Genomic DNA, 18,448 nt, shown 5'->3' on the forward strand with positions numbered 1-18,448 from the left:
CAAGGTGGACACGAACTGAACCATATGAATACTTCGAATCTTCTTAAACTGATTTTGCTGGCTGCTATCTGGGGCGGCTCGTTTATTTTTATGCGGATCGCGGCACCGGTGTTGGGGCCGGGGGTGCTGATTGAGTATCGGGTTACCTTTGCGGCAATCTTCCTGGCCATCGTCGGGCTGGTGCTGCGCAAGCGCCTGGACTGGCGTAAGCATTGGAAGCATTACCTGGTGCTGGGATTCTTTAATTCGGCCTTGCCTTTCCTGCTGTTCGCATTTGCGGCGAAGACGTTGACCGCTTCCGTTCTGTCGGTGCTGAATGCGACCGCTCCGATCTGGGGCGCAATTGTGGGCGCGGTCTGGCACCGCCATATGGTCAGCGGGCGGGTGTTGCTGGGCCTGGGTCTCGGCACGGCCGGCGTGGCGATGCTGGTGGGCTTTGACCATGTCAGCAGCAAGGAGGGCGCGGCATTGGCGATTGCAGCCGCGACTTTCGCTGCCTTTAGCTACAGCATTGCGACGACTTATACCAAGGTGGCCAAGTCGGCCCTGGGCGTGGAGCCGTTTGCCAATGCCCACGGCAGCATGTGGGCGGCGGCCGTGCTGACCATTCCTTCGCTGGCGATTTTCCCGCAGCCTGGCGAGCCGACCATCGGCATCATGGGCGCGGCATTGGCGCTGGGTGTGTTGTGCAGCGGTATCGCTTACCTGCTGTACTTCGGCCTGGTGCGCGATGTCGGGCCGACCTCGGCGCTGACGGTGACCTTCCTGAACCCGCTGTTCGGCATCCTGTGGGGCTCGCTGTTCCTCAGTGAGGTGGTGGGTTGGCATACCCTGGCAGGGGCGGCGACCGTCATCCTGGGCACCATGCTGGTCACCGGATATAAGCCTAAGTTGCCTTGGATGCAAAAGACCGAGGCGGCATGAAATACACGTTTTCGCTCGACCTGCCGGCGGGCTACCGCGTGCAGGATGTGCTGGCCTTCCATAGCCGCGATAGCGAGAGCGTCGGCGAGCAAGTCAGTCCGGACGCGATCCGCAAAGGCATGTTGCTGGGCGGCGTGCCAGTCGTGCTGAGCGCCGCACTGCCGTCGGGCGTTTGCGAGGCGGATATCGACCTGCCGCGCGCGCGCAAAGTGCCGGCGGAGCTGGCCAGGCAGATCGAAGCGGCGGCCAAAAATATCCTCGGCCTGCATATCGACCCGGCGCCTTTCGTCGCTTTCGCGCGTGGCGATGCCTTGCTCGGCCCTCTGGCGGCGCGCCAGCCGGGCCTGCGCATTGTGCAATCGGCAACGGTGTTCGAGGCACTGACCTGGGCCATCATCGGCCAGCAGATCAACCTGTCCTTCGCCATCGCCCTGCGCCGTACTTTCATCCTGCAGGCTGGCCGCCAGCATAAGAATGGCTTGTGGTGCTACCCGGAAGCTGCCGACGTGGCGCGGCTGGAGGTGGACGACCTGACCAGCCGCAAATTCTCCCGCGCCAAGGCCGAAACCCTGATCCGCTTCGCCCAACTGGTCGCGGCGGGCGAGCTCGATATCGAGGAACGCGAGGACAACCCCATCCCCACCATCTGCAAGAACCTGCTGGCGGTAAAAGGCATCGGCCCCTGGACCGTCAACTACGCCCTGCTGCGCGGTTATGGCTATGCCGACTGTTCCCTGCATGGCGACGTGGCAATCCGCGCCGCCCTGCAGCGCCTGCTCGGCGAGGAAACCAAGCCCGATATGGCCCGCACCGAACTGATCTTGCAGCAATGGCAACCTCATCGCACAATGGCGGCTGCCCATTTGTGGGCCAGCCTCGCCGACCGCCCCAACGAAAGCGCTTGACCCTCACCTAACGTCAGGCTCCAGCATGTCGGTAACGTAACGATGTGAAGGAGCTAAACATGATGTTGAAAGTAGGTGAACTGGCGCGCCGTGCTGGCCTGACGGTCCGCACCCTGCACCATTACGACAGCATCGGCTTGCTCAAGCCATCGGGGCGTTCCGATGCCGGCTATCGTCTATACAACCGGGACGACGTGGCCCGCCTGCACCAGGTGCAGGCACTGCGCCGTTTCGGCATGGCGTTGGCCGACATCGGTCATTTCCTGGCCCAGCCCGGCGCTTCCCTACCCGACCTGATTGCCCGCCAAATCGATTCCCTCGATCAGCAAATTGCTGAGGCCGCGAAGCTGCGCGAGCAGCTTTCGGACCTGCGTGGACAGTTGCTTGCAGGTGAGGAGCCTGAGCTGGCTTCCTGGCTAAACACATTGGAGCAAATGACCGTGTACGACAAATACTTCTCTAAACAGGAACTGGAACAGATGCCAATTTATCACGATGCGGCGGCGCGTGATGAGTGGGCACAATTGGTCGCTGCCGTTGGCGAAAAAATGGCAGCAGGAATTTCTCCGGCAGATCCGGCGGTACAGCAATTGGCCGAGCAATGGATGGCGACATTTTCCCAGCACGCTGGCGACAATCCCCAAATCATGCAGCGGCTGGACAATATGTGGGCGCGCGAAGAATCAGTCCGCGCCCAATCCGGCATTACCCCCGAGATGCGCGGATATATTGCTGCCGCCAATGGCGAGGCGAAATTGGCGATTTACGCCAAATATATGCTCCCGGCGGAAATTGCGACCATGAGAAAACATTTCCAATGCCGCGCACGCGAATGGCCGGAATTAATCGGCGCTATTCGCGCGCAAATGTCTTCCGATCCTTCGCCTGCGGCGCCGGCCGCCCGGGAATTGGCGCATAAATGGTTCGAATTATTCACCGATATGGTGGGCACGGCACCCGACGCACGGCTGCGTTTCCGTCGAGCCCATGAGAATGAACCGGCATTGAATGCGGGGCGCTTGATGACCGAAGACCTGCTCGATTTCCTCCGCCAGGCCCACGCAGGGGCATAATCGCCCCAATTCGTGCCATATATTGGCGCGATCAAGCCGCAAGTTGGCGCACGTGGGCCCGCGTGCGCCAATCGGCTTTCAGTTTGAAAGAAATAGCCCAATTCAGCGTGCACGTTAATTTGGCCATTTCAGGTATCGTGCCTGCGCGGACTGCCGCCATATTCCATTGAATGAATGCCGAGCTGCGCCGTATATTGCGGCGCCACGAAAGTCTGCTCAGCGATCTAACACCTGTGCGCCGCCAGCCAAATAATCGGGCGAGGCGATGACATTAGAGGAGGGGGAAAACATCTCGCCCGCTGCGCGATGCGATATTCAGGAAAATATGGACGAAAAAAAACCGTCATCGCAATTTGCAAATGACGGTTTTTTAGAATTCTGGTTGCGGGGACAGGATTTGAACCTGTGACCTTCGGGTTATGAGCCCGACGAGCTGCCAGACTGCTCCACCCCGCGTCTGATGCGAGTATTATAGGGCAACGCGCCGCTTTAGGCAATATTTATCCCCCTCGATCGCACGATAGATCGAATATATTTCACCGGATGCCGGGAAGCAGCCATTCGGTGTAAAGTAGAGACCATGAAATTTTGCTCAGAATGCGCCCACCCTGTTGAGTTGATGGTGCCGGCCGGTGACAACCGGCCGCGTTACGTTTGCGTCAACTGTTCGGCAATCCATTATCAAAACCCCAAGATGGTGATCGGTTCGATCCCCGTCTGGGAGCGCGATGGTGAGTTGCAAATTTTGCTATGCAAACGTGCGATTGAACCGCGCCGCGGTTTCTGGACCCTGCCCGCAGGTTTCATGGAGAACAACGAAACCACGGCCGAGGCCGCCCAGCGTGAAACCGAAGAAGAAGCCGGCGCCAACATCAAACTTGGCAAATTGTTCACTTTGCTGAACGTGCCGCGCGTGCATCAAGTCCATATGTTCTATATGGCAACCCTGCGTGACCTGGACTTCGCACCGGGCGAAGAAAGCCTGGATGTCAAAATGTTCACGGAAGCGGAAATCCCGTGGGATGACCTGGCCTTCCCCACCATCCGCACCACGCTGGAATTCTTCTTCGCCGACCGCGCCAAGGTGCGCGATGGCGGCAGCTTTGGCTTCCACGAGCAGGACATCACCCAGCCGATGCGCCTGCCTGCCGCAACATGATCCCCTGGCTCGACGCCAACTCCCCCTTTCCCGACGTTTCCCAAGCCCTCACCACGGATGCGCCGGGATTGCTGGCCGCAGGTGCCGACCTGTCGCCGGAGCGCCTGCTGGCCGCCTATCAGCGCGGCATTTTCCCCTGGTTTTCGGAAGGCCAGCCTATCCTTTGGTGGAGCACGGACCCGCGCATGGTCCTGCGCACGGCCGAGTTCAAAGTGTCGGAGAGCCTGAGAAAGACCCTGAAAAAAGTGGCGCGCGACAGCGACCGCTGGCAAGTACGCTTCGACAGCGCCTTCGAACAGGTGATGCGCGCCTGCGCCGCCCCGCGCCGCGACGGTCCCGGCACCTGGATTTCCGAAGAAATCATCGCCGGCTACACCGGCCTGCACCGCCAGGGCTACGCCCATTCTTCCGAGTTATGGCTGGATGGGGAACTGGTGGGTGGCGCTTATGGGGTGTCAATCGGCACCATGTTTTATGGCGAGTCGATGTTCGCGCGTGTGACCGACGGTTCGAAAGTCGCGCTGGCCTATCTCGTACACTTTTTACGACAGAATGGCGTTGAGTTGATCGACTGCCAGCAAGAGACCGGCCACCTCGCATCCCTGGGAGCGCGCCCTATACCGCGCAAGGAGTTCATCAGCCACTTGCAAAAGTGCATTGTGATGCCTCAGATACGCGATTGGTGCCCTACCGCACCGTTCTAGGCCCAGACCGCGTTATGATATGAAGCATGACGCAGCTTAACGACCTCCCCTTTGCAACGTTGCAGTTTTATACAACGGCGCCTTATCCGTGCAGCTATCTCGATGCACGACAGGCGCGCTCGCAGGTCGCCACACCATCGCACCTGATCAACGCCGACGTCTATTCGGAGCTGGTGAAGAACGGCTTCCGCCGCAGCGGCATCTTTACTTATCGTCCATATTGCGATGGCTGCCAGGCTTGCATCCCGGTGCGCGTGGTGACCAGCGGCTTCTCGCCGACGCGCGGCCAGCGCCGGGCCTGGGCGCGCCACAGCAACCTGACTGCGGGCGTGGCCAGCCTGTCGTTCTCGGACGAACATTACGATCTTTACCTGCGCTACCAGAGTACGCGCCACGCGGGCGGCGGCATGGACCAGGATTCGCGCGACCAGTACGCGCAGTTCCTGCTGCAAAGCCGGGTCAATACGCGCCTGGTGGAATTCCGCGAGCCGGATGGCACGCTGCGCATGGTGTCCATCATCGACGTGCTGTCGGATGGGCTGTCGTCGGTCTATACCTTCTTCGATCCTGACGTGCCGGGCGCCTCCTTCGGCACCTTCAACGTGATGTGGCAGATCGCGCAAGCGCACGAGCTGGGGCTGGACTATGTCTACCTGGGCTACTGGATCGAAGAAAGCCCGAAGATGAATTACAAGATCAAATTCCAGCCCTTGCAGGCCCGCATCAAGGGCGTTTGGGGCCCGCTGCTGCCGTCTACTTCTTCATCAGGTCCAGCAACGCCGTAGTCGTCGCCAGCACGCCGGTCTGGATTGCTTTCTCCGCTTCTACCTTGAACAGCGGGCTGTGGTTGTATGCCAGCGTGCCTTTGCCGGCACGCGCAGCCGCCACCTGCTCGGCCGGCGTTGCGCCGACGACAAAGTATACGCTCGGAATGCCCTGGCCGTAGATGAAGTGCGCATAGTCTTCGCCCACCATGCCGCCGCGCTGGTAGCCCTTGTCGAAAATCCCCTCGCCCAATTTGGCCGACCACACGCCGCGCAGGCGCTGCATCAGCGCATTGTCGTTCAGGGTCGGCGGTACCGGACGGTCGGTGTGGCGGATTTCAGGGAGCTTATCTTCCGGCATGCCCGCCGCGCGCGCGGTGTTCTCGGCCACGCGTTTGATCCCGGCCAGCAGCTTGGCGCGGGTGTCGTCGCTTTCCGAGCGCACCGTCAGTTCCAGGCGGGCACTGTCGCCGATCACATTACCTTTGCTGCCGGCGTGGAAGGAGCCAACCGTGATCAGGGCCGCTTCACGCGGGGCGATGTCGCGTGTGACCACCGTCTGCAGCGCCAGCACGATTTGCGAAGCGATCACCACCGGGTCCTTGCCCATGTGGGGGCTAGCGCCGTGGGTGCCGATGCCGTGCACCACGATTTCCATCAAGTCGGCGCCGGAGAATGGCGCTTCACTGACGTCGATCTTGCCCGCTTCCACATCGGCGATCACGTGCAGCGACATGGCGTAGTCCGGCTTGCCGAAGCGCTTGAAGATGCCGTCGGCCATCATGTCAAGCGCGCCACCGGTGCGCTCCTCGGCCGGCTGGCCCACCAGCATCAGGGTACCTTTCCATTCGCCTTTGCGCGCCGCCATCTGGTGCGCGGTACCGACCAGGCTGGTCATGTGGGCGTCGTGGCCGCAGGCGTGCATTACCGGCACCATGGTGCCGCTCATGTCCTTCATCTTGACCTTGGAGGCATGCGGCGCATCGGACCTCTCTTCCACCGGCAGCGCATCCATATCGGCGCGCACCATCACGGTCGGGCCCGGGCCATTGCGCAGGATGGCCACGATGCCGGTCTTGCCCACGCCTTCCGTCACCTCGAAGCCGGAGGCGCGCAGCTCTCTGGCTAGCCGCGCGGCAGTCTGCACCTCCATATAGGACAGCTCCGGATTGGCATGGAAGTGCTTGAACAGCGGCTCCAGCGTGGCTTTGTAGTCGCGCGCAATGGCGCTTGCGAGCTGGTTTTCAGTGGCGATGGCCGGTAAGGCGAGGCAGGCCAGCAAGGCAAGTCCGGGCTTGATCACGTAAGGTCCTCCGAATGGTGCAGTGTAAAATGCTACAAAATACACCAAAGCTGCCCAATAATGTCCGATAAATTCCTGTACTCCCTCGCCCGCCCCATCCTGTTCTCGATGGACGCGGAATCCGCCCACCATTTCACCCTGCCTGCACTGAAACGCCTGTCGGCGCTGGGCCTGACGCGCGCCATGGTGCGCCGCCCGAAAGACGACCCGCGCACCGTGATGGGCCTGACCTTCCGCAATCCGGTCGGCCTGGCGGCTGGCCTGGACAAAGATGGCGCCTTCATCGACGCGCTGGCCGACCTTGGCTTCGGCTCCATCGAAGTGGGCACGGTGACGCCACGCGCGCAGCCCGGCAACCCGAAGCCGCGCATGTTCCGCATCCCGGCAGCGCATGGCATCATCAACCGCATGGGCTTCAATAACGGCGGCGTGGATGCCTTTGTCGCCAACGTGCAGTCGTCGCGCTTCTACCGGAACCGCGAAGGTGTGCTGGGCCTGAACATCGGCAAGAACGCCGACACGCCGATCGAGCGCGCAGTCGACGATTACTTGCACTGCCTGGAAAAGGTCTACCCATATGCCAGCTATGTGACGGTCAACATCTCCTCGCCGAACACCAAGAACCTGCGCCAGCTGCAAGGCGCCTCCGAAGTGGATGGCCTGCTGTCGCAGCTGAAGGAAGCGCAACTGCGCCTGGCCGACCAGCACAAGCGCTATGTGCCAATGACCCTGAAGATCGCACCGGATATGGATGGCGACCAGGTAAAGAACATCGCCGACGCACTGCTGCGCCACAAGATCGACGGCGTGATCGCCACCAACACCACCTTGAGCCGCACCGCTGTGGAAGGCATGCCGCATGGCGCGGAAGCGGGCGGCCTGTCCGGCGCGCCGGTGTTCGAGCTATCCAACAATGTGATCCGCCTGTTGAAAGCGGAACTGGGCGATGCGCTGCCGATCATCGGCGTGGGCGGCATCATGCAGGGCAAGGACGCCAAGGCCAAGATCGAAGCGGGGGCGCAGCTGGTGCAGCTGTACTCCGGCCTGATTTACGCCGGCCCTGCGCTGGTACGTGATTGCGCAGAAGCTCTGCGAGGCTAAGCATGGAAAAAATCACCCTGGGCCGCAGCGACCTTAAGGTCAGCAAGATCTGCCTCGGCACGATGACCTTCGGCCAGCAGAACACCGAAGCCGACGCGCACGCGCAGCTCGATTACGCACTGGAGCGCGGCATCAACTTCATCGACACGGCCGAACTGTATCCGGTGATGCCGTCCGCTGCGACGCAGGGTGCAACTGAACGCTTCATCGGCAGCTGGCTGAAAAAATCCGGCCGCCGCAGCGAAGTAGTATTGGCGACCAAGATCGCCGGCCCGAATCCTTATATGCACTGGATCAGGAAGGGCAAGAGCAACCACAACGCCGCCAACATCCGCGCGGCGGTGGAGACCAGCATGCAGCGCCTGCAGACCGACTATATCGACCTGTACCAGCTGCACTGGCCAAGCCGCAATGTGCCGATCTTTGGCAACAGCGTGTTTGATCCGGAAAAGGAACGCCACGCGGTGGCGGTGGAAGAATCGCTGGCCGTGCTGGGCGAGTTGATCAAGGAAGGCAAGATCCGCCACATCGGCGTATCGAACGAGAGCTGCTGGGGCGTGTCGGAATTCGTCAAGCAGGCCGAGATGAAGGGCCTGCCGCGCATCGCCACCATCCAGAACCTGTACAACCTGACCGCACGCCATTTCGAAACCAGTTTCCTGGACGAGACCTGCTTCCGCGAGCAAGTCAGCCTGCTGGCGTATAGCCCGCTGGCGTTCGGCCAGTTGACGGCGAAGTACCTGGACAATCCGAAAGCGCACGGCCGCCTGACCATCTTCCCGGCCAGCTGGAGCCCGCGCTACCTGCGTCAGGGCGTGCTGGACGCGGTGGCGCAATACGCCAAACTGGCGCGAGACAACGGCATGACACCAGCGCAGATGGCGCTGGCGTGGTGCTACTTGCGCTGGTTCGTCGGTTCCACCATCATCGGCGCCACCACGCTAGCGCAGCTGGAAGAGAACATCAATGCGCTGAGCGTGAAATTGTCGCCGGAAATCGTTGCCGCTATCGACGCCATCCACGCCCAGCTGCCTAACCCGGGCCAATAAACCGGCCTGGCTGCGCCGGATCAGAACTCTTCCCAATCGCCGTCCGCTTTAGCGGTAGACTTTACCAGCTTTGGCTTGGCTGCAGGCGGTGCTGCCGGAGCGGGAGCCGGACGCGTAGCCGCCTTGACAATTGCGCGCGCAGCCAGGCGCTGCGGCGCAGCCTGCTGGTCGGCCAGGCGGAACACGCTGACCGCTTCGGCCAGCATTTCAGCCTGGTCGCGCATCGATTGCGCGGCCGCCGCAGCTTCCTCCACCAGCGCCGCGTTCTGCTGCGTCACATCGTCGATCGAAACAATCGCCTGATTCACCTGGGCGATGCCGTTGCTTTGCTCCTGGCTGGCGGAGCTGATTTCCTGCATGATCGCGCTGACTTGCTGCACCGCCTTGACGATGCCATCCATCGTTTCGCCAGCCTGGTCGACCAGGCGCGAGCCTTCATCCACCGTCTCCACCGAGCGTCCGATCAGTTCCTTGATTTCCTTGGCCGCCGCCGCCGAGCGCTGCGCCAGGTTGCGCACTTCCGACGCCACCACGGCAAAGCCCCTGCCCTGCTCACCCGCACGGGCCGCTTCCACCGCAGCATTGAGCGCCAGGATATTGGTCTGGAACGCGATACCGTCGATCACACCGATGATGTCGACGATCTTGTTCGACGACTCCTTGATCGCGCCCATGGTGCTCACCACCTGCCCTACAACCGAGCCGCCGCGCGTGGCGAAGTCTGATGCCGTCACCACTAGCTGCGTGGCCTGGCGCGCGTTCTCCGCGTTCTGCTGCACGGTCGAAGTCAGTTCTTCCATCGACGACGCGGTTTCTTCCAGCGAGCTGGCTTGTTCCTCCGTGCGCGAAGACAGGTCAAGGTTGCCGCTGGCGATTTCGTTCGATGCGGTGGTAATGACGTCCGAGCCTGTACGCACCTTGCCGACCGTGCGAGCCAGGCTCTCATTCATATTCGCCAGGGCTTTCAGCAACTGGCCGGTTTCGTCGGAGCTGGTCACTTCAATGCGCTGCGTCAGGTCGCCGCCTGCCACCGCTTCCGCCACACCGACAGCGCGGTTCAACGGCTGCGTGATGCTGCGCGTGACCCACCAGGCGACCCAGGCTGCCAGGGCGGCCGCAGCGGCGGTGAGCACGATCATCAGGTTGCGCGAGCTGGCGTATGCCTGGTTGGCGACATCGCTGGCAGTGTTCACAGCTTGCGACTGGTATTTCACCAGCTCGGTCAGGGCCGTCAGGAAAGCTGTTTGCTCCTTGCGCACGGCAGTGAGCAGGTATTTGACGTTTTCATCGCGCTTGCTGTCGTCGGCGGACTTTTGCAGGAAGCTAGACTGGACGACCAGGTAACGCTCGCGCGCTTCCTGCACGGTCTTTAGCTTGGCCTTGCTTTCCGCATCTACATCGTCCGCAATCAATTTGGCAAGCTTATCGAGATTGCCATCGATCTCGACCTTTTTGTCCTCCACACGCTTGAGTTCCTTCTTCACCGTTTCCGGCTCGGTGGAAAGCATAGCGTTGCGCATGGCGCGCGCGATGTCGTTGACACCGCCGATGGCCTCGTAGGCCAGGACCACCTTGGGTACCTTATCGGTAGCGATATCCTCGGTACCATCATTCAGTTTTCCAAGGTTGACGATGCCGGTGACGGCAATGCCAATCATGAAGGCCAGTGCAAGACCCAAGCCGGCGGCCAGGCGCACGCCAATTTTCCAGTTACCGATTCCCATAAAACCTCCTCAAGGTTACAGGGCATCGCCTCCCTGCAAGGCTTGCTCGATTTCGGTGCGTTTCAGATCCGGGGCGAACTGCGAGATGAACTCATAGGCATATGAACGCAAGTATGCACCTTTGCGCAAAGCAAGTCTTGTTGTATTTACCGCGAACAGATGCGAAGCCTCGATCGCGCGCAGGCCTTTGTCTCGGCCATGGTCGAATGCCATCGACGCCACAACGCCAACGCCCAGGCCGAGCGACACGTATTGCTTGATGACGTCCGAGTCCATTGCCGTCAGCACGATGTCGGGACGTACGCCCGCCTTGTCGAAGGCCGCATCGATATGGCCACGGCCGGTGAAACCGACGTCGTAGGTGATCAGCGGGTGCTCGGCCAGGTCTTCCAGCCGGATCGGGGAGCGTGTCAGCAGCAGGTGGCCATCCGGCACCACGATCAAATGGCTCCAGCGGTAGCAAGGGAAGGACACCAGGTCCGGGAATTGCGACAGGCCTTCGGTAGCGATGCCGATATCGGCCTTGCCCGACAGGACCCATTCCGCGATGTGGTCAGGCGCGCTTTGCTGCAGGGCGATGCGCACATCTGGGAACTCGTTGCGGAAATGCGAAACGGCTTTCGGCAGCGCATAGCGCGCCTGGGTATGGGTAGCGGCAATGGTCAGCGTGCCGCTTTTCTGGCCGGTGAATTCCAGGCTGGCCTGCTGCAGGTTCTCCGCCTCCACCAGCAGGCGGTCGACGATCTTCAGGATACCCTTGCCTGGTTCGGTCAAGCCGGTCAGGCGCTTGCCATTGCGTTCAAAGATGATGACACCGAGTTCGTCTTCCAGTTCGCGGATCTGGCGACTCACGCCCGGCTGGGACGTGAACAGCGCATTGGCCACTTCGGTCAAGTTGTAGTTGCGGCGCGCTGCCTCGCGCACGGAGCGTAGCTGTTGGAAGTTCATGCGTGGGCGCCCTCATCGACGAATACGCGCAGGCGCTTCGGACGCACCACCAGGGTCTCGCCGTCCTGCAGGTTCAGCGCCACATAGCGCTCGTTGGAAATGGTGGCCTCGATAATTTGCGCATTGTCGGCGCGTTCCAGGTCGAGCTGTGCCAGCGGACCAATCGCGTGCGCACGGCGCAGCTTGACCACGATGCCTTCCGAGCCCGGCGCGTAGCGTTCCACTTCCAGGTCGTGCGGGCGGATATAGGCCGTGCCTTTGCCGCTGCCGCCGCCGTGGCCCGCCACGTCGAATTCGACGCCGTCGCTGGCCAGCACGCCTTCATGCACGCGGCCATGGAACACGTTGACGTTGCCCAGGAAGCCATACACGAAAGGCGATGCGGGATGGTTGTACACCTCGTCCGGCGAACCAAGTTGCTCGACGTGGCCCTTGTTCATCAGCACCACACGGTCCGCCACTTCCAGCGCTTCCTCCTGGTCGTGGGTGACGAAGATGGAGGTCACGTGCAGCTCGTCGTGCAGGCGGCGCAGCCAGCGGCGCAATTCCTTGCGCACCTTGGCGTCCAGCGCGCCGAACGGCTCGTCCAGCAGCAGCACGCGCGGTTCAACGGCCAGCGCGCGCGCCAGGGCGATACGCTGGCGTTGGCCGCCGGACAGCTGCGGCGGATAGCGGTCGGCCAGCCAGTCCAACTGCACCAGTTCCAGCAGCTCTTTCACCTTGCGGCGGATCTGGTCTTCCGACGGGCGCTCCTTGCGCGGCTTGACGCGCAGGCCGAAAGCGACGTTTTCGAACACGGTCATGTGCTTGAACAGCGCGTAGTGCTGGAACACGAAGCCCACCTGGCGCTCGCGCACGTGGCGGTCGGAAGCGTCTTCGCCATCCAGCAGCACGGAGCCGGAGTCCGGATGTTCCAGGCCGGCGATGCAACGCAGCAGCGTGGTCTTGCCGCAGCCCGAAGGGCCCAGCAATGCGGTCAGCTCGCCCTGCGGGAAGTCGAGCGACACATTATCCAGGGCGACGAAGTCGCCGAAACGCTTGTTGATGTTCTTGACTGCGATCGTCATATCAGTGCTCCTGCGCGTTCTCTTGCAAACGCCATTCAATAAAGGTTTTCACCGCCAGGGTGACCAGCGCCAGCAGCGCCAGCAGCGAAGCCACGGCGAAGGCTGCGGCAAAGTTGTATTCGTTGTAGAGGATTTCGACCTGCAGCGGCATGGTGTTGGTCTCGCCACGGATATGGCCCGACACCACCGACACCGCACCGAATTCGCCCATGGCACGGGCGTTACACAGGATCACGCCATACAGCAAGCCCCATTTGATGTTCGGCAGCGTCACGCGGAAGAAGGTCTGCCAGCCATTGGCGCCCAGCACCACCGCCGCTTCCTCTTCCTCACTGCCCTGCGCCTGCATCAACGGAATCAGTTCACGCGCCACGAACGGGAAGGTGATGAAGACGGTGGCGATCACGATGCCCGGCACCGCGAACAGGATCTTGATGTCATGCTCCGCCAGCCATGGACCGAACCAGCCTTGCGCGCCGAACAGCAGCACGTAGATCAGGCCCGAGATCACCGGCGACACCGAGAACGGCAAGTCGATCAGCGTCAGCAGCAGACTCTTGCCGCGGAACTCGAACTTGGTGATGGCCCAGGAAGCTGCCACACCGAACACCAGGTTAAACGGCACCGCAATCGCAGCGGTCAACAGCGTCAGCTTGATGGCGGAAATCGCGTCATCGTCCAGGATGGCTTCGGCGTAGACGTCCCAACCCTTCTTCAGCGCTTCGGTGAATACAGCCACCAGCGGCACGAACAGGAACAGGGTCAGGAAGGTCAGCGCCACCGCGATCAGGGTCCAGCGCACCCAGCGCGGCTCCAGCACGTCATGGCGTTGCGGCAGTTCGCCGCGGCGGATTGGGACCGGTGTGCCGCTCATTTGCCATTCCTCCCGCGCGACCAGGCCTGCAGCAGGTTAATCGCCAGCAGCATGATGAAGGACGCGACCAGCATCACGACCGCAATCGCGGTAGCGCCGGCGTAGTCGTATTGTTCCAGCTTGGTGATGATGAACAGCGGCGTAATCTCGGACACCAGCGGCATATTGCCGGCGATGAAAATCACCGACCCGAATTCGCCGGTAGCGCGCGCAAACGCCAGCGCAAAGCCGGTCAGCAGCGAAGGCAGAATGGTCGGAAATACCACGCGGCGGAAAGTCTGGAAGGCCGAAGCGCCCAGACTGGCCGCCGCCTCTTCCAGCTCCCGTTCAGCGTCCTCCAGCACCGGCTGCACGGTACGCACGACGAATGGCAGGCCGATGAAGGTCAGCGCGACGACCACGCCCAGCGGCGTAAATGCGACTTTGACGCCCAGCACGCCTTCGATAAAGCGCCCAAACCAGCCATTGGAAGAATACAGCGCAGTCAGCGTAATGCCGGCGACGGCGGTCGGCAGCGCGAATGGCAAATCGACCAGTGCGTCGATAATGCGCTTGCCGGGGAATTTATAGCGCACCAGTACCCAGGCCACGATGCCGCCGAAGAAGACGTTAAACACCGCGCCGATGAACGAGGCGCCGAAAGTCAGCTTATAGGAAGCGACCACGCGCTCCGACGTGACAGCGGCCCAGAAGCCGTCCCAGGTCATGGTGAAGGTCTTGAGGAAGATCGCCGACAGCGGGATCAGGACGATCAGGGTCAGGTACAGGATCGTGAACCCCAGCGACAGGTTAAAGCCCGGCATCACCCGATAGGGCGCCTTCCGTGCCTTGACCTCCCCTGCCGGCGCATTCGCTGGCAACGCTACTGCAGACATGCTCGCTCCCTTATTACAATTTCGACTATTAGGAGCGCATGTTGGCATTCATGCGTTATAAACCAAACTAACCATTTCTCATTTGCTTATGCCACTAGCTTGGCGGCCACCGTCACCAGAACAGTAGCGAGCACGCCGCGCAGCAAGCGCTCCGGCATGGAACGCGCAAACCAGGAGCCGATAGTGATGCCAGGGACGGAGCCGACCAGCAGCGTCGCCAGCAGCATCCAGTTGATTGAGCCCAGCCACCAGTGGCCGACGGCCGCGATGGCGGTCAGCGGCACGGCGTAGGCGATATCGGTACCCGCCACTTCGGCCGGAGTCAGGCGGGGATACATCAGCACCAGCAGCGTGGCGCCCACAGCACCCGCGCCAATCGAAGAGATGGTGACCAGGGTGCCCAGCACGGCGCCGGCAACGACTGTCGCGACGGCCAGGGTCCTGCCCTGCAACTGGCGTTCCGGATGGGCCAGCATCCAGGCCAGCATCTTGCCGCGGAACAGGATGGCCAGCACGGTCAGCATGACGGAGCCGGCGATGCAGATGCGGATCAGGTGGCCGATTTGCTGGTCCAGCGCGCCGAATTGTTTAAGTCCCAAGGTTGCCAGCAAGGCAGCAGGCAAGGCGCCGTAGCACAGCAGGCGCACCACGTCCCAGCGCACGGTGCCGCGCAAGCGATGGGTGAAGGTACCGGCAGTCTTGGTGATGGAAGCAAAGGCCAGGTCGGTGCCGACCGCCACCGAAGGCGAAACGCCGAACATCAGGGTCAGGATAGGCGTCATGAGCGAACCACCGCCCACGCCGGTCAAGCCAACCAGCAGGCCTACGACAAAGCCAGAAACGATGTATGACAGATCCATGCGCATTCCTTCCCAAGACTGGCTAGGGTATGCGGATGAGCTTGAAATCCAAACAACGCAATCCTTATTTGCTTATGCAAAAAAGAAAGCGCCCCGGAGGGCGCTTTGTAGGGGAATGCCGGTTAGCTTAGAACACGGTATCGAACTTCACGTACATCGAACGGCCATTCACGCCGAATGGGCAGGTTTCCCAGCAGTACTTGAAGCCCAGTTTCGGGAAGGCGCCGCCGTTGGTCCATTCGCTTGGGTAGGTGTCGAACAAGTTGTTGACGCCGACCGAGACGCTGGTGCGCTTGCTGAAGTTGTAGCGGCCGCTCATGTCGACCAGCCACTTGGCGTCCCAGGTTTGCAGCGGGCTGAAGCCTTCGCCCTGCACTTCGCCGTAATAGTTGGCGCGGGTGTTCACGTTCCACTGGCCGAAGGTGTAGTCAGCCGCGACTACGTGGTGCTTGCGTGGCTGGCCGCGCTCGATCAGGGTTACCTGGGCCTGGCTGAACAGCTGTTCGCCGGTCAGCAGGCTGGATGGAGAGTGGCGCTTGGTCACTTCGGTCTTGTTGAAGCCCAACTGGCCAGACAGCACCAGGGTGGAGCCGGTGAAGCGGGTCGTGTGGTCTGCCACAATGTCCAGGCCGCGGGTAGTGGTGTCGACCGCGTTGGTGAAGAACTGCGCCTGGCCGACCTTCAGCGGATTCAGTACGTTGGCGATCGGGCCGCCACCGGCTTCCGGTGCGATCTCGCTGGAGAACACGATGCGGTCCTTGATCTTGATCTGGTACACGTCCGCTGCCAGCGACATATTCTTGGCCGGACGCAGCACCAGGCCAATCGAGGCGTTGCGCGAGGTTTCTTCCTTCAGCGGCTTGATGCCGAGCGCGGTGGTGACGGCGCTGCCTTCACGTGCGGTCAGGGTTTCGGTCAGTTCGCCAGCCTGGTTCAGGTTGGTCGATACCGAGCTGTAGAACTTCTGCTGCACGCCCGGTGCGCGGAAGCCGGTCGATACGCTGCCGCGCACGCCCACTTCCTTGCTCGGATCCCAGCGCGCGCTCAGCTTGCCGGTGGTGGTGCTGCCGAAGTCGGAGTACTTTTCGTAGCGCACGGCGCCGGCCAGCAGCAGTTCCTGGAATGGGCGGTACTCGGTATCCAGGAACAGGGCGATATTGTGGCGGCCTTCGTCCACGGCGGTGGCCGGGGTGTAGCCTGGGAAGCCCTGGGTGCCGGCTGCGGCAACGCCGCCGTTCTGGTCCTTGATCACGATCGCCGGGTTGTTGGTGCGGCCGTACTGGTAGGACACCGGATCGCCCGCGACGATCTCGTAATTATCCTGGCGGTATTCGAAGCCGGTCGCTACGAACACTTCCTTGTCGCCAAACTTGATCGGGCCCTTGACGTCGGCGTTGATGGTGGTCTGGTTGAACTTCAGCTTGCCGGTGTCGGCCGAGAACGGGGACTGGGCGTAGATGCCGCCGCCTGGTTTCGGCTCGTACCAGTAGGAGATGTTGATGGTCTGGGCTTCGTGGAAGTCCAGCTCGCTCATGCCGTGGTTGATGCTCAGGTCGGCCTTCCAGTCGTTCGCCAGGTCGCGGCGGTAGCCGAAGGCGTAGGAGCCGTCTTTCACGGTGGTGCGGATGTTCGGCAGGAAGCCTTCCGGATACACCGACGGCACGTTGCGGCCATCGCCCTTGGAGCGGAAGAAGCCGGACGAATCGCCCTTGCGCTTGGAGAAGCCGCCGAAGGCGTAGAACTCGCTCGATTTGTCGATTGGCAGAGCGGCATTCCACCACAGGTATGCGTCCTTGGCATCGCTGTCGCCGATGCGCTGGGTCACGCGCGGCGGGTCTACGCGCAGCGAGTCAGGGCCGGCGCGGTTGGTTTCGTCGCGCTTGCGGTATTCGGCCGACAGGTTGACGTAGCCGCCGTTCTCGCCCAGCGCCCAACCGTGGTTGACGCTGCCCGAGATCATGTCGCCGTCGCCTTCCTTGGTGGTGCCGACCTGGCCGCTGACGGTAGTTTCGTTGACGTTGGACTTCAGCACGATGTTGATCACACCGGCAATCGCATCCGAGCCGTACTGGGCGGCGGCGCCGTCACGCAGCACTTCGATGTGGTGGATGGCCGACAGCGGGATCGCGTTGATGTCGGTACCGGCCGAACCGCGGCCGATGGTTTGCTGTACGTTCACCAGCGCCTGCTGGTGGCGGCGCTTGCCGTTCACCAGCACCAGCAGCTGGTCCGGGCCGAGCGAGCGCAGGGTGGCAGGACGGATGATGTCGGTACCGTCGCTGATGAAGGTGGTGGAGAAGTTGAACGATGGGTCCAGGGTCTGCAGCAGCTTGCCCAGCTCCAGCGGGCCGGCGCCCTGCATGTCTTTCATGCTGATCAGGCCGACGGGCGCTGCGGTATCGAGCGCGGTCTTGGCGGTCGAGCGGGAACCCAGCACGACCACGGTTTGTTGTTCATCGGTCGCAGTTTGTGCGAAAGCCGGGGAGGTCGCCAGCAGGATGGCACTGGCAATGAGGGTGCGTTTGAAACGTACTGCTTTCTTCATTCTGGTGATCCAATCAAATTGTTGCAGGGGTGCAAAAATACTAACGCGCACGATTGGAGCGGCCAAGAGCGAAAGCAATTATTTTACTGTTACTGTTGTTTAATTGAATAATATTTAGTAATTCTCAAAATTTCCGTGAGGAAATAGCTTATTCTGGCAAGTGGTTTGCAAGCGTGCTACATTGTCTCCAAGCGATTTAAGGGGAGGAAGTGTAATGACTGATGCTCTGTTGCTGACCGACCGCTTGTGCGACCTGACCGAAATGGCCCTGCAGGCCTACACCAAATTCGAGAAGGCTACGGTGTACTGCACCGCCAAGCACCTGATGACGGATTTCGAAGATGCCGGCCTGCCGTTGGCGGCTTTCGAGAAACTGGAAGCGATCCAGGCCAGCATCCTGGCCGCCGTCGAATTTGCCCCGCCAGGCGGCAAGAACAATCCCCAATGCATCGTCAGCGCCCGCAACGAAATTGCGGCCTTGCGCGAAATGCTGAAAGAAAAAAAGCGCCCCGAAGGGCGCTTGCAAGAACATCTGCACTAGCCGTTCCGGGGGCCTGGTGATCGTAATCCCCC

Annotated in this window: 17 protein-coding genes and 1 tRNA gene; 9 read left to right on the forward strand and 9 right to left on the reverse strand. The window is 61.5% G+C overall.

Annotated features, from left to right (window positions below):
- From AAHE99_RS20875 to AAHE99_RS20885, 3 genes are all read left to right on the forward strand, one after another.
- A partial coding sequence (locus AAHE99_RS20875) for a DMT family transporter (RefSeq protein WP_342119286.1) occupies positions 1-924 on the forward strand: 924 nt, incomplete at its 5' end.
- Positions 921-1,829, forward strand: a complete 909-nt coding sequence (locus tag AAHE99_RS20880; RefSeq protein WP_342119287.1) for a DNA-3-methyladenine glycosylase 2 — start codon at positions 921-923, stop codon at positions 1,827-1,829. The genes AAHE99_RS20875 and AAHE99_RS20880, both read left to right, overlap by 4 nt.
- 59 nt (positions 1,830-1,888) lie before the next feature.
- Positions 1,889-2,902 carry a MerR family transcriptional regulator gene (locus tag AAHE99_RS20885; protein WP_342119288.1) on the forward strand — a complete coding sequence of 338 codons (1,014 nt, stop codon included), beginning with the start codon at positions 1,889-1,891 and terminating at the stop codon, positions 2,900-2,902.
- A gap of 379 nt (positions 2,903-3,281) precedes the next feature.
- On the opposite strand, the gene AAHE99_RS20890 is transcribed toward AAHE99_RS20885, so the two are convergent.
- A tRNA-Met gene (locus AAHE99_RS20890) sits at positions 3,282-3,358 on the reverse strand.
- 124 nt (positions 3,359-3,482) lie between these two features.
- Between AAHE99_RS20890 and AAHE99_RS20895 the strand changes: the two genes are divergently transcribed.
- The 3 genes from AAHE99_RS20895 to AAHE99_RS20905 are packed head-to-tail and all read left to right on the forward strand — an operon-like array spanning position 3,483 to position 5,550.
- Positions 3,483-4,061, forward strand: coding sequence for an NUDIX hydrolase (locus AAHE99_RS20895; protein WP_342119289.1), 579 nt, complete (start codon positions 3,483-3,485; stop codon positions 4,059-4,061).
- On the forward strand, positions 4,058-4,765 hold the full coding sequence (aat, locus tag AAHE99_RS20900; protein WP_342119290.1) for a leucyl/phenylalanyl-tRNA--protein transferase: 708 nt from the start codon (positions 4,058-4,060) through the stop codon (positions 4,763-4,765). The genes AAHE99_RS20895 and aat overlap by 4 nt, the downstream gene beginning before the upstream one ends.
- Positions 4,766-4,791: 26 nt before the next feature.
- Entirely contained in the window at positions 4,792-5,550 is a 759-nt protein-coding gene (locus AAHE99_RS20905; protein ID WP_342119291.1) for an arginyltransferase, read from the forward strand.
- On the opposite strand, the gene AAHE99_RS20910 is transcribed toward AAHE99_RS20905, so the two are convergent.
- Entirely contained in the window at positions 5,519-6,832 is a 1,314-nt protein-coding gene (locus AAHE99_RS20910; protein ID WP_342119292.1) for an amidohydrolase, read from the reverse strand. The two genes, AAHE99_RS20905 and AAHE99_RS20910, sit on opposite strands and share 32 nt — an antisense overlap.
- A 60-nt stretch (positions 6,833-6,892) precedes the next feature.
- Between AAHE99_RS20910 and AAHE99_RS20915 the strand changes: the two genes are divergently transcribed.
- Complete coding sequence (locus tag AAHE99_RS20915; RefSeq protein ID WP_342119293.1) at positions 6,893-7,933, forward strand: quinone-dependent dihydroorotate dehydrogenase; 1,041 nt, start codon at positions 6,893-6,895, stop codon at positions 7,931-7,933.
- A gap of 2 nt (positions 7,934-7,935) precedes the next feature.
- Positions 7,936-8,982, forward strand: coding sequence for an aldo/keto reductase (locus tag AAHE99_RS20920; RefSeq protein ID WP_342119294.1), 1,047 nt, complete (start codon positions 7,936-7,938; stop codon positions 8,980-8,982).
- Between the two features lie 20 nt (positions 8,983-9,002).
- On the opposite strand, the gene AAHE99_RS20925 is transcribed toward AAHE99_RS20920, so the two are convergent.
- From AAHE99_RS20925 to AAHE99_RS20955, 7 genes are all read right to left on the reverse strand, one after another.
- Positions 9,003-10,706, reverse strand: coding sequence for a methyl-accepting chemotaxis protein (locus tag AAHE99_RS20925; RefSeq protein WP_342119295.1), 1,704 nt, complete (start codon positions 10,704-10,706; stop codon positions 9,003-9,005).
- Positions 10,707-10,721: 15 nt separating this feature from the next.
- A complete protein-coding gene (locus AAHE99_RS20930) occupies positions 10,722-11,654 on the reverse strand; it encodes a CysB family HTH-type transcriptional regulator (RefSeq protein ID WP_342119296.1) in 933 nt (310 codons plus the stop codon).
- Complete coding sequence (locus tag AAHE99_RS20935; protein WP_342119297.1) at positions 11,651-12,721, reverse strand: sulfate/molybdate ABC transporter ATP-binding protein; 1,071 nt, start codon at positions 12,719-12,721, stop codon at positions 11,651-11,653. The genes AAHE99_RS20930 and AAHE99_RS20935 overlap by 4 nt, the downstream gene beginning before the upstream one ends.
- A 1-nt stretch (position 12,722) precedes the next feature.
- Positions 12,723-13,595 carry a sulfate ABC transporter permease subunit CysW gene (gene cysW / locus AAHE99_RS20940; protein ID WP_342119298.1) on the reverse strand — a complete coding sequence of 291 codons (873 nt, stop codon included), beginning with the start codon at positions 13,593-13,595 and terminating at the stop codon, positions 12,723-12,725.
- A complete protein-coding gene (cysT, locus tag AAHE99_RS20945) occupies positions 13,592-14,470 on the reverse strand; it encodes a sulfate ABC transporter permease subunit CysT (protein WP_342119299.1) in 879 nt (292 codons plus the stop codon). The genes cysW and cysT overlap by 4 nt, the downstream gene beginning before the upstream one ends.
- Before the next feature lie 86 nt (positions 14,471-14,556).
- Positions 14,557-15,330 carry a sulfite exporter TauE/SafE family protein gene (locus AAHE99_RS20950; protein WP_342119300.1) on the reverse strand — a complete coding sequence of 258 codons (774 nt, stop codon included), beginning with the start codon at positions 15,328-15,330 and terminating at the stop codon, positions 14,557-14,559.
- Between the two features lie 127 nt (positions 15,331-15,457).
- Entirely contained in the window at positions 15,458-17,875 is a 2,418-nt protein-coding gene (locus tag AAHE99_RS20955; protein ID WP_342119301.1) for a TonB-dependent receptor plug domain-containing protein, read from the reverse strand.
- Between the two features lie 214 nt (positions 17,876-18,089).
- Between AAHE99_RS20955 and AAHE99_RS20960 the strand changes: the two genes are divergently transcribed.
- Complete coding sequence (locus tag AAHE99_RS20960) at positions 18,090-18,416, forward strand: hypothetical protein (protein ID WP_342119302.1); 327 nt, start codon at positions 18,090-18,092, stop codon at positions 18,414-18,416.
- Positions 18,417-18,448 lie beyond the last annotated feature (32 nt).

Source organism: Pseudoduganella sp. OTU4001 (assembly GCF_038440195.1).
Taxonomy (GTDB): Bacteria; Pseudomonadota; Gammaproteobacteria; order Burkholderiales; family Burkholderiaceae_D; genus Rugamonas.